The organism is Streptomyces canus, from assembly GCF_030816965.1.
GTDB classification, from domain to species: domain Bacteria; phylum Actinomycetota; class Actinomycetes; order Streptomycetales; family Streptomycetaceae; genus Streptomyces; species Streptomyces canus_E.
The window spans coordinates 5,178,472-5,192,087 of sequence record NZ_JAUSYQ010000002.1; the positions used below are offsets into that span (position 1 = coordinate 5,178,472).

At 72.4% G+C, this 13,616-nt stretch carries 11 protein-coding genes and 1 pseudogene; 9 read left to right on the forward strand and 3 right to left on the reverse strand.

Annotated elements, in window-relative coordinates; genetic code table 11:
* The first annotated feature begins 46 nt into the window (after positions 1-46).
* The 6 genes and pseudogenes from pdhA to QF027_RS24875 all read left to right on the forward strand — a co-directional run bounded on the left by pdhA (position 47) and on the right by QF027_RS24875 (position 7,126).
* A pseudogene (gene pdhA / locus QF027_RS24850) lies at positions 47-1,193 on the forward strand (pyruvate dehydrogenase (acetyl-transferring) E1 component subunit alpha).
* The gene (locus QF027_RS24855) at positions 1,190-2,194 is read left to right on the forward strand and encodes an alpha-ketoacid dehydrogenase subunit beta (RefSeq protein WP_306978808.1); all 1,005 of its coding nucleotides are present in this window, start codon (positions 1,190-1,192) and stop codon (positions 2,192-2,194) included. Before pdhA ends, QF027_RS24855 begins: the two are co-directional and overlap by 4 nt.
* Complete coding sequence (locus tag QF027_RS24860; RefSeq protein ID WP_307077127.1) at positions 2,194-3,660, forward strand: dihydrolipoamide acetyltransferase family protein; 1,467 nt, start codon at positions 2,194-2,196, stop codon at positions 3,658-3,660. The genes QF027_RS24855 and QF027_RS24860 overlap by 1 nt, the downstream gene beginning before the upstream one ends.
* Positions 3,661-3,741: 81 nt before the next feature.
* Positions 3,742-4,662, forward strand: coding sequence for an NTP transferase domain-containing protein (locus QF027_RS24865; protein ID WP_306978804.1), 921 nt, complete (start codon positions 3,742-3,744; stop codon positions 4,660-4,662).
* Positions 4,659-6,023 carry a molybdopterin molybdotransferase MoeA gene (locus tag QF027_RS24870; RefSeq protein WP_307077128.1) on the forward strand — a complete coding sequence of 455 codons (1,365 nt, stop codon included), beginning with the start codon at positions 4,659-4,661 and terminating at the stop codon, positions 6,021-6,023. Before QF027_RS24865 ends, QF027_RS24870 begins: the two co-directional genes overlap by 4 nt.
* Positions 6,011-7,126 (forward strand): potassium channel family protein, encoded by a 1,116-nt coding sequence (locus tag QF027_RS24875; RefSeq protein WP_307077130.1) that lies wholly within the window; start codon positions 6,011-6,013, stop codon positions 7,124-7,126. Before QF027_RS24870 ends, QF027_RS24875 begins: the two co-directional genes overlap by 13 nt.
* Here the strand turns inward: QF027_RS24875 and QF027_RS24880 are convergent, their stop codons facing one another.
* Together QF027_RS24880 and QF027_RS24885 are read right to left on the reverse strand one after the other, a co-directional pair.
* The gene (locus QF027_RS24880; RefSeq protein ID WP_306978798.1) at positions 7,127-7,975 is read right to left on the reverse strand and encodes an ABC transporter permease; all 849 of its coding nucleotides are present in this window, start codon (positions 7,973-7,975) and stop codon (positions 7,127-7,129) included.
* Complete coding sequence (locus QF027_RS24885; RefSeq protein WP_307077132.1) at positions 7,972-8,994, reverse strand: ATP-binding cassette domain-containing protein; 1,023 nt, start codon at positions 8,992-8,994, stop codon at positions 7,972-7,974. Before QF027_RS24885 ends, QF027_RS24880 begins: the two co-directional genes overlap by 4 nt.
* Positions 8,995-9,177: 183 nt before the next feature.
* Here QF027_RS24885 and QF027_RS24890 point away from each other — a divergent pair, with 183 nt between their 5' ends.
* Positions 9,178-10,158, forward strand: coding sequence for an NAD(P)H-quinone oxidoreductase (locus tag QF027_RS24890; protein ID WP_306978795.1), 981 nt, complete (start codon positions 9,178-9,180; stop codon positions 10,156-10,158).
* A gap of 16 nt (positions 10,159-10,174) precedes the next feature.
* Here the strand turns inward: QF027_RS24890 and QF027_RS24895 are convergent, their stop codons facing one another.
* Positions 10,175-10,936 carry a hypothetical protein gene (locus QF027_RS24895; protein ID WP_307077135.1) on the reverse strand — a complete coding sequence of 254 codons (762 nt, stop codon included), beginning with the start codon at positions 10,934-10,936 and terminating at the stop codon, positions 10,175-10,177.
* Between the two features lie 136 nt (positions 10,937-11,072).
* On the opposite strand from QF027_RS24895, the gene QF027_RS24900 reads away from it, so the two are divergent.
* Positions 11,073-11,615: a bacterial proteasome activator family protein gene (locus QF027_RS24900; RefSeq protein ID WP_306978791.1), complete on the forward strand. Its 543-nt coding sequence runs from the start codon at positions 11,073-11,075 to the stop codon at positions 11,613-11,615.
* Positions 11,616-12,033: 418 nt separating this feature from the next.
* Entirely contained in the window at positions 12,034-13,608 is a 1,575-nt protein-coding gene (locus QF027_RS24905) for a protein kinase domain-containing protein (protein WP_307077137.1), read from the forward strand.
* Positions 13,609-13,616 lie beyond the last annotated feature (8 nt).

Consider the following 13,616-nt stretch of genomic DNA (forward strand, 5'->3'; position numbering starts at 1 on the left):
CACACCCGTGGTGCGCCACCAGCCGCTCCCACGAGGAGGTGCCGTCATGACGGTCATGGAGCAGCGGGGCGCGTACCGGCCAGCGCCGCCGCCCGCTTGGCAGCCCCGCACGGACCCCGCGCCCCTGCTGCCCGACGCGGAGCCACGACGCGTCCTCGGCACCGACGCGGCCGCGAAGGCCGACCCGGCCCTGCTGCGCCGCCTGTACGCCGAGCTGGTGCGCGGCCGCCGCTACAACACGCAGGCCACCGCCCTCACCAAGCAGGGCCGCCTCGCCGTGTACCCGTCCAGCACCGGACAGGAGGCCTGCGAGGTCGCCGCCGCGCTGGCCCTTCAGGACCGTGACTGGCTCTTCCCCAGTTACCGCGACACCCTCGCCGCCGTCGCCCGTGGCCTGGACCCCGTGCAGGCGCTGACCCTCCTGCGCGGCGACTGGCACACCGGCTACGACCCGCGCGAACACCGCGTGGCTCCCCTGTGCACCCCTCTCGCCACCCAGCTCCCGCACGCCGTCGGCCTCGCGCACGCCGCCGCGCCTCAAGGGCGACGACGTGGTCGCGCTCGCCATGGTCGGCGACGGCGGCACCAGCGAGGGCGACTTCCACGAGGCGCTGAACTTCGCCGCCGTCTGGCAGGCCCCGGTGGTCTTCCTGGTCCAGAACAACGGCTTCGCGATCTCCGTCCCGCTCGCCAAGCAGACCGCGGCCCCGTCGCTGGCCCACAAGGCCGTCGGCTACGGCATGCCGGGCCGGCTGGTCGACGGCAACGACGTGGCCGCCGTGCACGAGGTCCTCAGCGCCGCCGTACGCCACGCGCGCGCGGGCGGCGGCCCCACCCTGGTGGAGGCGATCACCTACCGCGTGGACGCCCACACCAACGCCGACGACGCGACCCGCTACCGCGGCGACGCCGAGGTCGAGACCTGGCGAGGGCACGACCCGATCGCCCTCCTGGAGCACGAGCTGACCGAGCGCGGCCTGATCGACGAGGCCGGCATCGAGGCCGTGCGCCAGGACGCCGAGGAGTTCGCCGCCGGGCTGCGCCAGCGCATGAACCAGGACCCGGTCCTCGACCCCATGGACCTGTTCGCCCATGTCTATGCCGAGCCCACCCCGCAACTACGCGAGCAGCAGGCCCAGTTGCGTGCCGAGCTCGAAGCCGAGCACGACTCTCACGGGGGTACGCGCCGATGACCACCGTCGCCCTCAAGCCGGCCACCATGGCGCAGGCCCTCACGCGCGCGCTGCGCGACGCGATGGCGGCCGACCCCACCGTGCACGTCATGGGCGAGGACGTCGGCACCCTCGGCGGTGTCTTCCGGGTCACCGACGGGCTCGCCAAGGAGTTCGGCGAGGACCGCTGCACGGACACCCCGCTCGCCGAGGCGGGCATCCTCGGCACGGCCGTCGGCATGGCGATGTACGGACTGCGGCCGGTCGTGGAGATGCAGTTCGACGCCTTCGCGTACCCGGCGTTCGAGCAGCTGATCAGCCATGTGGCGAAGATGCGCAACCGCACGCGCGGGGCGATGCCGCTGCCGATCACCATCCGGGTCCCCTACGGCGGAGGCATCGGCGGGGTCGAGCACCACAGCGACTCCTCCGAGGCGTACTACATGGCGACGCCGGGGCTCCACGTCGTCACGCCCGCGACCGTCGCCGACGCCTACGGCCTGATGCGCGCCGCCATCGCCTCCGACGACCCGGTCGTCGTCCTGGAGCCCAAGAGGCTGTACTGGTCGAAGGACTCCTGGAACCCGGACGATCCCCGGACCGTTGAACCGATAGGCCGCGCGGTGGTGCGGCGCTCGGGCCGGAGCGCCACACTCATCACGTACGGCCCGTCGGTACCCGTGTGCCTCGAAGCCGCCGAGGCCGCGCGGGAGGAGGGGTGGGACCTCGAAGTCGTCGACCTGCGCTCACTGGTGCCGTTCGACGACGACACGGTCTCGGCCTCGGTACGGCGGACCGGGCGGGCGGTCGTCGTGCACGAGTCGGGCGGGTTCGGCGGACCGGGCGGGGAGATCGCGGCCCGGGTCACGGAGCGCTGCTTCCACCATCTGGAGGCGCCGGTGCTGCGCGTGGCCGGGTTCGACATCCCCTATCCGCCGCCGATGCTGGAGCGTCATCATCTGCCCGGCGTGGACCGGATCCTGGACGCCGTGGGGCGTCTGCAATGGGAGGCGGAGAGCTGATGGCGCAGGTGCTGGAGTTCAGGCTGCCGGATCTCGGCGAGGGCCTGACCGAGGCGGAGATCGTCCGCTGGCTGGTGGAGGTCGGCGACGTCGTCGCGGTCGACCAGCCGGTCGTCGAGGTCGAGACGGCCAAGGCGATGGTCGACGTCCCGTGCCCCTACGCCGGAGTCGTCACGGCCCGCTTCGGTGAGGAGGGCAGCGAGCTCCCGGTGGGGGCACCGCTGATCACGGTGGCGGTCGGAGCGGCAGCCCCCGGCGGTTCGACCGAGGCATCCACAGGTTCGACCGAGGCATCCACCGGTTCGGCGGGAGGCTCGGGCAACGTACTTGTCGGGTACGGCACCTCGGAGGCACCCGCGCGGCGACGGAGGGTACGGCCGACACCCGCCGTGCCCACGGCCGCGAACGGCCGGAGCGTCGCCGCCGAGCCGGTCGGGGAGCCGGACGGCGGGCCCCGGGCACAGACGCCCGGACGGGACGCGTCCGGGGCGGTGGCGACCGCAAGGGTGGACGAGTCCGGGGCCACCGCGGCCGGTCGGGCCGGTGCGCCCGAGGCCGTGGCGGACGGGCCCGTGCCCGTGATCTCGCCCCTGGTGCGCCGGCTCGCGCGCGAGAACGGCCTCGACCTCAAGGAGCTCACCGGCTCCGGCCCCGACGGACTGATCCTGCGGGCGGACGTCGAGTACGCCCTGCGGGCCGCCGCCGTACAGACGCGTACGGCACCCGTGCCGGCCGCCACCCCGGCGACAGCCCCTGCGACAACCGCGACAACCCCCGGAGAGACCCGCGTCCCCCTCAAGGGTGTCCGGGGCGCCGTGGCCGACAAGCTCTCGCGGAGTCGGACCGAGATCCCCGACGCCACCTGCTGGGTGGACGCCGACGCGACGGAACTCATGCGGGCGCGTGCCGCGATGAACGCGACCGGCGCTCCGAAGATCTCCCTGCTCGCGCTGCTCGCCCGGATCTGCACCGCCGCCCTCTCCCGCTTCCCCGAGCTCAACTCCACCGTGGACACGGCGGCCAGGGAGATCGTCCGGCTGGACGCCGTGCATCTGGGGTTCGCCGCGCAGACCGAGCGGGGACTGGTCGTGCCGGTCGTGAAGGACGCACACACGCGTGACGCCGAGGCCCTGTCCGCGGAGTTCGCCCGGCTGACCGAGGCGGCCCGCACCGGCACCCTCACCCCCGCGGACCTCACGGGCGGCACCTTCACGTTGAACAACTACGGCGTGTTCGGCGTCGACGGCTCCACGCCGATCATCAACCACCCCGAGGCCGCCATGCTCGGCGTCGGCCGCATCGTCCCCAAACCGTGGGTGCACGAGGGCGAGCTGGCGGTGCGCCAGGTCGTCCAGCTCTCGCTCACCTTCGACCACCGGGTGTGCGACGGCGGCACCGCGGGCGGCTTCCTGCGCTATGTGGCGGACTGCGTGGAACAGCCGGCGGTCCTGCTGCGCACCCTGTGACCGCGGCGCCGGCACCCGCGCGGCACGATCGCGGCGCCGCCGCACGTTCCCTGTGATCGCGGCGGCACGCATACTCGGGGGGTGACCTCGTACGAGCCCTCGCGCGTTCCAGGCGCCGGTCCCGTGTACGACGTGGTGGTGCTCGCCGGGGGCGCCGCCCGGCGGCTCGGCGGCGCGGACAAGCCCGGTGTGCGGGTGGGCGGACGCGCCCTGCTCGACCGCGTCCTCGCCGCCTGCGCCGACGCGGGCACCACCGTCGTCGTCGCCGACCCCCGCCCCACCGCCCGGCCGGTGACCTGGGCCCGCGAGGACCCGCCCGGCGGCGGCCCGCTGGCCGCCCTGGACGCCGGCCTGCGGCACACCACGGCGCGGTACGTCCTGGTGCTCTCCGCCGACCTGCCCTTCCTCCAGGAGGGCACCGCACGGCTGCTGCTGACCGTTCTGCGCACGGGCGGCGCCGACGGCGTGCTGCTCACCGACGCCGACGGCCGCGACCAGCCACTGGTGGCCGCGTACCGTGCGACCTCGCTGCGCCACGAACTCGCCGCGCTCACCAAGGAGCACGGCGCTCTCACCGGCCTTCCGCTGCGCCGGCTGACCGCCACGCTCGACCTCACCCGCGTCCCCGACCCCGTCGCGTCCTTCGACTGCGACACCTGGGACGACATCGCCACCGCCAGGGCACGCATCAGGGAGCATGGGCACGTGTTGGATGAATGGATTTCCGCAGTCAAGGACGAACTGGGCCTCGAGCTCGACGTCGACACCGGCGTGCTGCTCGACCTCGCCCGTGACGCCGCGCACGGCGTGGCCAGGCCCGCGGCACCACTGACCACCTTCCTTGTCGGCTACGCCGCCGCGCAGGCAGGCGGTGGTCCCGAGGCCGTCGCCGAGGCCTCCCGCAAGGCCGCGGCCCTGGCCCTGCGCTGGGCCGACGAGACCGAAGGCGACACCGCCGCCACGCCCGACGGGGGCCCCGACACCCGCCCGGACGTCGGATGACCGCCCGGTCCCTGCGGAGCGGCGAGGACGCCGACGAGTTCGACGTCGAGGAGGCACTGGCGCTGGTGAAGGAAGACAACGGTGCCGCCCACCGCGCCCCGGTCCCCCCTGCCCAGGCCTCCGGCCGCGCGTCCGAACCGGGCGCCCGCCACAAGGCGACCCCCTGGACAGAGGCCCGCGCCACGGCCGCCCGGGCCGCCCGTACCGTGACCCGCAGCGCCCGCCGCGCCCCCGTCTCCGTGCGGCTCGAGGACGCCCTCGGCCTCACCCTGGCCGCTCCCCTCGACGCCCTCACCGACCTCCCCTCCTTCAATACCTCGGCCATGGACGGCTGGGCGGTCGCGGGACCCGGCCCCTGGGCCGTGCGGGACGAGGGCGTACTGGCCGGACACGCCGAGCCCGCGCCCCTCACCGACGGCGAGGCGGCCCGGATCGCCACCGGCGCCCGCATCCCCCCGGACACCACCGCCGTCCTGCGCAGCGAGCACGGACAGACCGACGAGAAGGGCAGGCTGCACGCCACCCGGGAGGTCGTCCACGGCCAGGACATCCGCCCGCGCGGACAGGAGTGCCGTAAGGGCGACCAGCTCCTGCCGCCCGGCGCCCTCGTCACCCCGGCCGTCCTCGGTCTTGCCGCGGCCGCCGGATACGACACCCTCACCGCTGTCCCCCGCCCCCGCGTCGAAGTCCTCGTCCTCGGCGACGAGTTGCTCACCGAGGGTGCTCCGCGCGACGGCCTGATCCGGGACGCGCTCGGGCCGATGCTCCCGCCCTGGCTGCGCGCGCTCGGCGCCGAGGTCACCGCCGTACGCCGGCTCGGTGACTCCGCCGCCGCCCTGCACAAGGCGGTCACTCGCTCCGACGCCGACGTGATCGTCACGACCGGCGGCACCGCGGCCGGACCCGTCGACCACGTCCACCCCGTCCTTGACCGTATCGGCGCCGAACTCCTGGTCGACGGCGTCAAGGTGCGCCCCGGCCACCCCATGCTGCTGGCCCGCACCAAGGAGAACCAGCACCTCGTCGGCCTGCCCGGCAATCCCCTGGCGGCGGTCTCCGGCCTGCTCACGCTCGCCGAGCCGCTGCTGCGCACCCTGGCCGCCCGCCCGGCCCCGGAGCCGTACACGCTGCCCCTGAGGGACGAGGCCCACGGTCATCCGTACGACACCCGGCTCGTCCCGGTCGTCCTGCGCGGTGACCGTGCGGTTCCCCTGCACTACAACGGCCCGGCCATGCTGCGGGGCATCGCGGCCGCCGACGCCCTCGCCGTCGTACCGCCCGGGGGTGCCCGGCCGGGGCAGGAGGCCGAACTGCTCGATCTGCCCTGGGCGTCCGCCGGAATCGGGGTGTGTTTCACGTGAAACTTCCGGGCCATGACGCGATCGCCCGCCAGGCGGACGAGCATCTCGTGACCCACAAGGTGAAGCTGCCGCGCAAGGTGGTGGAGCACCCGTTCCGCCAGGTCGCCAAGCGGGTGCTGATGGCCCTGCTGGTCCTCGCGGCAACTGCCCTGATCGTCTACGCCGACCGTGACGGCTACAACGACAACTCCGACCAGTCCGTCGACCTCCTCGACGCCTGGTACTACGCGACCGTCACCCTCTCCACCACCGGATACGGCGACATCACCCCGGTCAGCGATGCCGCCCGGCTCACCAACATCTTCGTCATCACGCCCCTGCGTGTGCTGTTCCTGATCATCCTGGTCGGCACGACGCTCGAAGTCCTCACCGAACGCACCCGTGAGGAGTGGCGGCTCAACCGCTGGAGGTCCACCTTGCGCGACCACACCGTCGTCGTCGGCTTCGGCACCAAGGGCCGGTCGGCGATTCAGACCGTCTGCGCGACGGGTCTGAAGAAGGAGCAGGTCGTGGTGGTCGACCCCAGCAGCAAGGCGATCGACGCCGCGACCGCCGACGGCTATGCGGGCGTCGTCGGGGACGCCACACGCAGTGAGGTGCTCAAGCGTGCCGAGGTGCACAGGGCACGGAAGATCATCATCGCCACCCAGCGCGACGACACGGCCGTACTCGTGACCCTGACCGCCCGGCAGCTCAACAAGGGCGCCAAGATCGTCGCCGCCGTGCGCGAGGAGGAGAACGCGCCGCTGCTCAAGCAGTCCGGTGCCGACGCGGTCATCACCAGCGCCAGTGCGGCCGGCCGGCTCCTCGGTCTTTCGGTGCTCAGCCCCGCCGCCGGCATGGTGATGGAGGACCTCATCCAGCAGGGCAGCGGGCTCGACATCGTCGAACGGCCGGTCATAAAGGCCGAGGTGGGAAGGCATCCGAGGGAGACGGACGACCTGGTGGTGAGCGTTCTGCGCGGGCACCGGGTGCTCGGCTACGACGATTCGGCCATCGGGACGCTGGAGCTGACGGACCGGCTGATCACGATCGTGCGCGCGACGCCGGGCACCCAGGTGGCACCCGACGCGCACCCGCTGCCTCCGATGCCCTCGCAGTGATCACTTGCGGTTGTAGAGCCGCATGGTGACCGGCCCGAAGACCGCGACGAACAGGCCCGCCCACCCCAGCGACCAGGCGATCTCGTCGGCAGGCCAGTCGCCCGCCATCAACGCACGTACGGCCGAGGACAGATGGGTGATCGGGCTGTTGTTGACGAAGGCCTGGAGCCAGCCCGGCATCGTGCGAGGGTCGACGAAGACGTTGGACAGGAAGGTCAGCGGGAAGATCACCATCATGCTGACGCCCATCACCGACTTCTCGGTGCGCAGCAGCAGACCGAACATCGTCCAGATCCACGAGAAGGCGAACGAGAACACGACGAGCAGGGCGATCCCGGCGACCACACCACCGAAGCCGCCGTCCGGGCGATAGCCGAGGATCACACCGACGGTGAGCATCACGACGGACGCGATCGTGTAGCGCAGGGCATCGCCGAGCAGATAGCCGACCATCACCGACGGCCGCCAGATCGGCAGCGTGCGGAACCGGTCGAAGACGCCCTTCTCGATGTCGGTGTTCACCGAGACACCGGTGTACATCGTGATCATCACGACCGACATCACCAGGATGCCCGGCAGCAGGAACTGGATGTACTCCTTCGGGGACCCGGCCAGGGCGCCCCCGAACAGGTACGTGTACATCAGCACCATCATGATCGGGAACGCGGTGACGTCGAAGAGCTGCTCCGGCACATGCTTGATCTTGAGGATCGCCCGCCAGCCGAAGGTCAGCGAGGCCGACAGGGCGCTCGGGCGCGGCGGACGCTCCCCGGTGACCAGCAGCGCGGCCAGCGACTCCGCGCTGACGGGGGCGAGGTCCTGGGCCTCGGTCTGTGTCGCGGTGCTCATGCCGCCACCTCGTCCTTGTCGTCGCGGGCGCCGTGGGCGTTGCGGGTGTCGTGCGTGTCGTGTCCGGTGAGGGCGAGGAAGACCTCGTCCAGGCTGGGCTGGCCCAGCGAGAAGTTGTCGACGGTGATCCCGGTGCGGGCCAGTTCGGCGAGGGCGCGCGAGGCCTGTTCGGCGGCGGTGTCACCGGTCGCCGAGCCGAGCCGGGCCGTCAGTGCGACCGGGTCGGGTTCCAGCTGCACCTGGGCGTCCAGGGCCCGTCGTAGGATCTCCGCCGCCTCGGGCCGTTGCCCGCCGTCCCTCAGACGCAGATGTACGGTCCCGGCGCCCACCGAGGCCTTCAGCTCGCCCTTCGTGCCCTCGGCGATCACCCGGCCGTGGTCGATGACGGCGATCCGGGAGGCCAACTGGTCGGCCTCGTCCAGATACTGCGTGGTCAGCAGCACGGTGGTGCCCTGGGCGACGACCGCGCGCACGATGTCCCAGACCTGGTTGCGGCTGCGTGGATCGAGGCCGGTGGTCGGCTCGTCGAGGAAGAGCAGTTCGGGTGTGTTGAGGATGGACGCGGCGATGTCGATACGGCGCCGCATGCCGCCGGAGTAGTGCTTGACCTGCTTCCCGGCCGCGTCCGAAAGACCGAAGGCTTCCAGGAGCTGCCCGGCACGTTCGCGTGCGGCCTTCTTGTGGTGGCCGAGGAGGCGGCCCAGCAGGACCAGGTTCTCGGTGCCGGTGAGGTCCTCGTCGACGGAGGCGTACTGGCCGGTGAGGCTGACCCGGCCGCGGACCTCGTCGGCCTCGCGGACGACGTCGTGGCCGAAGACGTGGGCCTCGCCGCCGTCGGGCCTGAGCAGGGTGGCGAGCATCTTCACGGTGGTGGTCTTGCCGGCGCCGTTCGGGCCGAGGACGCCGTAGACCGTGCCGGCCGGCACGGCGAGATCGACTCCGTCGACGGCCCTGGTCTCGCCGAACGTCTTCACCAGGCCCGCGGTTTCGATGGCCAGGCCTGACGTGTGCTGGCTCATGGTGGGATGTCCTTCCGCGTTTTTGAGCTACGCATGGGGAGACCTTTACCGTCACGCAAACTCATCGGTGGTGCACAGCGAATTTCAGGGGGACCGGTCCAAAGACGGAGACCGCATGGGACCGCGGACCGAGCAGCGGCGGGAGCCGAGGGATCGCGGAGCACGAGGAGTAGCGTCGGGCGCATGCATGCGATCACGATTCCCGAACCCGGTGGGCCCGAGGCGCTGGTCTGGAGCGAGGTGCCGGATGCCACGGCCGGCGAGGGCGAGGTGCTGGTCGACGTGGTGGCCGGCGCCGTCAACCGCGCCGACATCCTGCAACGACAGGGCTTCTACAACCCCCCGCCCGGCGCCTCCCCCTACCCCGGCCTGGAATGCTCCGGGCGGATCGCCGAGATCGGCCCCGGTGTCTCCGGCTGGGCCGTCGGCGACGAGGTGTGCGCGCTGCTCGCGGGCGGCGGCTACGCGGAGAAGGTCGCCGTACCGGCCGGACAGCTGCTGCCCGTGCCCAAGGGCCTCGACGTGCGGCGGGCGGCCGCGCTGCCCGAGGTGGTCTGCACGGTCTGGTCGAACGTCTTCATGGTCGCCCACCTGCGCCCCGGCGAGACCCTGCTGGTGCACGGCGGCTCCAGCGGCATCGGCACGATGGCGATCCAGCTCGCCAAGGCCGTGGGCGCCAAGGTAGCGGTGACCGCGGGCACGCCGGAGAAGCTGGACCGCTGTGCCGAGCTCGGCGCGGACATCCTGATCAACTACCGGGAACAGGACTTCGTCGAGGAGGTGAAGAAGGCAACCGACGGAGCGGGCGCCGACGTCATCCTCGACAACATGGGCGCGAAGTACCTCGACCGGAACGTCACGGCACTCGCCGTCAACGGACGGCTCGCGATCATCGGCATGCAGGGCGGCATCAAGGGCGAGCTGAACATCGCCACGCTGCTGAACAAGCGCGCCGCGATCAGCGCGACCTCGCTGCGGGCGCGGCCGCTGGAGGAGAAGACGGCGATCGTGGCGGCCGTACGCGAGCATGTGTGGCCACTGCTGGACGCCGGGCACATCCGTCCCGTCGTCGACCGCGAGCTGCCGATGAGCGACGCGGCCGCCGCGCACCGGGTCGTCGAGGAGAGCGGCCACATCGGCAAGGTCCTGCTGGTCACGCCATAGGCGTTCCCACACGGCCCTACCCGCGCCGAAGCCGCAGTGCGAACAGGCCGAGCCCGAGCCCCAGCCCGACCAGCACCAGCCCGGTGCCGAGCGGCAGGATGAACACCTTGGGCACGGCCGCGGGCTGCTGCGCGGGTCGTGACGATGCCGGGGCGGTCCCCGGAGGCGGCTCCGGCAGGGCGGTGCGGTCACCGTCCCCGGCATCGGTCCCCCCGGATTCCCTGTCCTCAGCGTCCGCGTCCTCCTCCTCCGCCGGCTCCTCCCGCCGCCCCGGCCGCTCCCGCCCCTCACCCGCACGGCTTCCGGCACGGGACGGGGTGGCGGCAGAGGGGGAGGGAGCGAGGGAGGCCGAGGGCGAGGCACGCTCCGGGCCATGGCCCCGCGGGGAACCCGAGGGGCCGGCGGGCACGGAGGGCACGGGGCTCCTGTCGGGGTGCCGCGGTCCGTGAGCCTCGACCGCGCTCGACGGGGTGCCGGAGGGGGAGGCCGGCGAGCTCGGGGCGGTGCGCGGCGGGGTCCCGGTGGCGAGGGACCAGTCGGCCCTCCGTAGCGGCCGGTGGGCAGGCAGCCGGGCCGGCGACCGCGAGTCGGTGAAGGAAGGTGACGCGTTCGCGGCACCGCGCGGGCGGCCCGAGCTCGTCGGGCCTGCTGAGGTGAGCGACGGCAACTCGGCGCCGTAGGCCTGAGGGGTCCCCTGCAGCCGGCCGCCCGGCGGCAGGACGACGGTGCTCGAGCCCACCACGATCGCCAGTACCGTCGCACGTAGCCAGGGAGTCACGGGACAAGACTGGCATTCAGTCAGGAGACCGGCATTCCGGGCGGCGCCATGGGAGCGATCCGCTGCGCGGACGGTGGATCAGCGTGTAGCGGGGGCACCTCACGGGTGAGGTGTACGGGTGCGAGAGAATGGCGGCATGGAGATGCCGAGGAACGAAGGTTCGCCGGAAAGTCCCCAGATCCTGGTCGTGGGCCAGGACGGGATGGCACTGGGCGGCGGGGGTGACGACGATTCCCGCGAGGTTCCGGTCACGGAGATGGTCGAGCAGCCCGCGAAGGTCATGCGGATCGGCAGCATGATCAAGCAGCTGCTCGAAGAGGTGCGTGCGGCTCCTCTCGACGAGGCCAGCCGGGCGCGGCTCAAGGAGATCCACGCCAGCTCGGTGAAGGAGCTGGAGGACGGTCTGGCCCCCGAACTCGTGGAGGAGCTGGAGCGGCTCTCCCTGCCCTTCAACGAGGACGTGACCCCGAGTGATGCGGAACTGCGCATCGCCCAGGCCCAGTTGGTGGGCTGGCTCGAGGGGCTCTTCCATGGGATCCAGACCACGCTGTTCGCCCAGCAGATGGCCGCGCGGGCTCAGCTGGAGCAGATGCGCCGCGCGCTGCCCCCTGGCGTCGGCGGCCATGAGGAAGGTCTCGACCCGCGCGCCGGCGGCCGCTCGGGCGGGCCGTACCTGTAACCCCCCCCCGACCTGAGAAGGGTTCGGCAGCCGACGCTGCCGGGCCCTTCATGGCGCCGGTGGGAAACGCTCGTTCGGGTTCTTCTTCCGGGGGAGGCCCGTGCCCGGTCGGCGTGCCGGGGAGCAGCGGGCGTGACCTTGGCCACGCAGTCCGGTTCCGGGCCGCCCGTCCCCGCGGAAGCGAGGTGCCCGTTCCGTGACCGTACGCGAAAGAAAGGTCGCGCGGGCGTTACAGGTGCCCCACGGCCGGTACACAGGATTTGCACGCCGAGACGTCATACAGGTTTGATGGCCGGTCCGTCTCGGGCCGGTCCCTGGGCTCATCCCGGACCGGCGGCTTGCGCGAAGGCTGTAGCGTGGCCGACGGAGACCGTGACAACACCGCGCGCACCGCGGGCAGAAACGACGGCGAGGACCGATGGCACAGCAGCAGCGCGCTCAGGGCCCGTCCGACCCCGAGGCGACTGGCGGCGGAATGTCAGATGCGCCGGAGCTGTGGGGTAACGGCGGACTGGTGGGGGACGGCCGATATCGGCTGACCCGCAGACTCGGCCGGGGCGGTATGGCCGAGGTGTTCGCGGCCGAGGACGTACGGCTCGGCCGCACCGTGGCGGTCAAGCTGCTGCGCGCCGACCTCGCCGAGGACCCGACCTCCAAGGCCCGCTTCACGCGCGAGGCCCAGTCTGTGGCCGGCCTCAACCACCACGCGATCGTCGCCGTGTACGACTCCGGTGAGGACTTCGTGGGCGGCCAGTCGGTGCCGTACATCGTCATGGAGATCGTCGAGGGACGGACGATCCGGGATCTGCTGCTCAACGCCGAGGCGCCCGGTCCCGAGCAGGCCCTGATCATCGTCTCCGGGGTCCTGGAGGCGCTCGCCTACTCCCACCAGCACGGCATCGTGCACCGCGACATCAAGCCGGCGAACGTGATCATCACGCACAACGGCGCCGTCAAGGTCATGGACTTCGGCATCGCCCGCGCCCTGCACGGCGCGTCCACGACGATGACGCAGACCGGCATGGTCATGGGCACCCCGCAGTACCTCTCCCCGGAGCAGGCTCTCGGCAAGGCGGTCGACCACCGCTCCGACCTGTACGCCACGGGTTGTCTGCTGTACGAACTCCTCGCACTGCGGCCGCCGTTCACCGGCGAGACCCCGCTCTCCGTCGTCTACCAGCACGTCCAGGACATCCCGACGCCTCCGTCGCAGGTCTCCGACGCCGTCCCGCCCGAGCTCGACGGCCTGGTCATGCGTTCGCTCGCCAAGGAGCCGGACGACCGTTTCCAGACGGCCGAGGAAATGCGCGGGCTCGTCCAGTACGGCCTGCAGATGCTGTACGACCAGGGCGGCCACACCGGCACCTGGAACACCGGCCCGGTGACGGCGCACGACGGCCGCGGCACGCCCTCCGCGGGCTTCGCGAGCACCAGCGTGCTGCCGCACTCCGGCGACTCCTCCGGCACCACCCAGATTCCGCAGCCGATCCTTCCCTCCGGTTACAGCGGCGGGGACGACGGCGGCTTCGAGGGGCACGGCAACCGGGGCAGCGGCCGCGGCAAGCTGTGGATCCTCGCCGTCCTCGCGGTGATCGCCGTCGCGGCGGGCGTCGCCCTGGCGCTCAACGGCGGCGGCGGTGGCGGGGGCGGTGGCGGCACCGGCACCTCCGTGACGCCGACCACCTCGCAGTCCACCGACGACCAGACGGCCAGCGAGACGCCGAGCGACGAGCCGACCGAGGAGGAGACCGACACGTCCACGGACAACAGCGGCGACTCCGGCGGCTCCGGCTACACGCCGTCCTATACGCCGTCGTACACGCCCTCGTACACGCCTTCGCCCACGGCGACGCAGCCGTCCGAGACGGCGACGGAGCCGACGGACACGGCGGAGCCGACCGATCCGGCGACGCAGCCGACGGCATCGGTGGACCCGACCGGCGACCCGGTCGGGGGTTCGGAAGGCGGCGGCGGCGGAGGCGGCGACTCCTGACCGCCCAT

Coding starts and splice junctions, on each gene's coding strand:
- QF027_RS24860 (WP_307077127.1), top strand. CDS start 2,194: ATGGCGCAGGTGCTGGAGTTCAGGCTGCCGGATCTCGGCGAGGGCCTG.
- QF027_RS24870 (WP_307077128.1), top strand. CDS start 4,659: ATGACCGCCCGGTCCCTGCGGAGCGGCGAGGACGCCGACGAGTTCGAC.
- QF027_RS24890 (WP_306978795.1), top strand. CDS start 9,178: ATGCATGCGATCACGATTCCCGAACCCGGTGGGCCCGAGGCGCTGGTC.
- QF027_RS24885 (WP_307077132.1), bottom strand. CDS start 8,994: ATGAGCCAGCACACGTCAGGCCTGGCCATCGAAACCGCGGGCCTGGTG.
- QF027_RS24905 (WP_307077137.1), top strand. CDS start 12,034: ATGGCACAGCAGCAGCGCGCTCAGGGCCCGTCCGACCCCGAGGCGACT.
- QF027_RS24880 (WP_306978798.1), bottom strand. CDS start 7,975: ATGAGCACCGCGACACAGACCGAGGCCCAGGACCTCGCCCCCGTCAGC.
- QF027_RS24855 (WP_306978808.1), top strand. CDS start 1,190: ATGACCACCGTCGCCCTCAAGCCGGCCACCATGGCGCAGGCCCTCACG.
- QF027_RS24900 (WP_306978791.1), top strand. CDS start 11,073: ATGGAGATGCCGAGGAACGAAGGTTCGCCGGAAAGTCCCCAGATCCTG.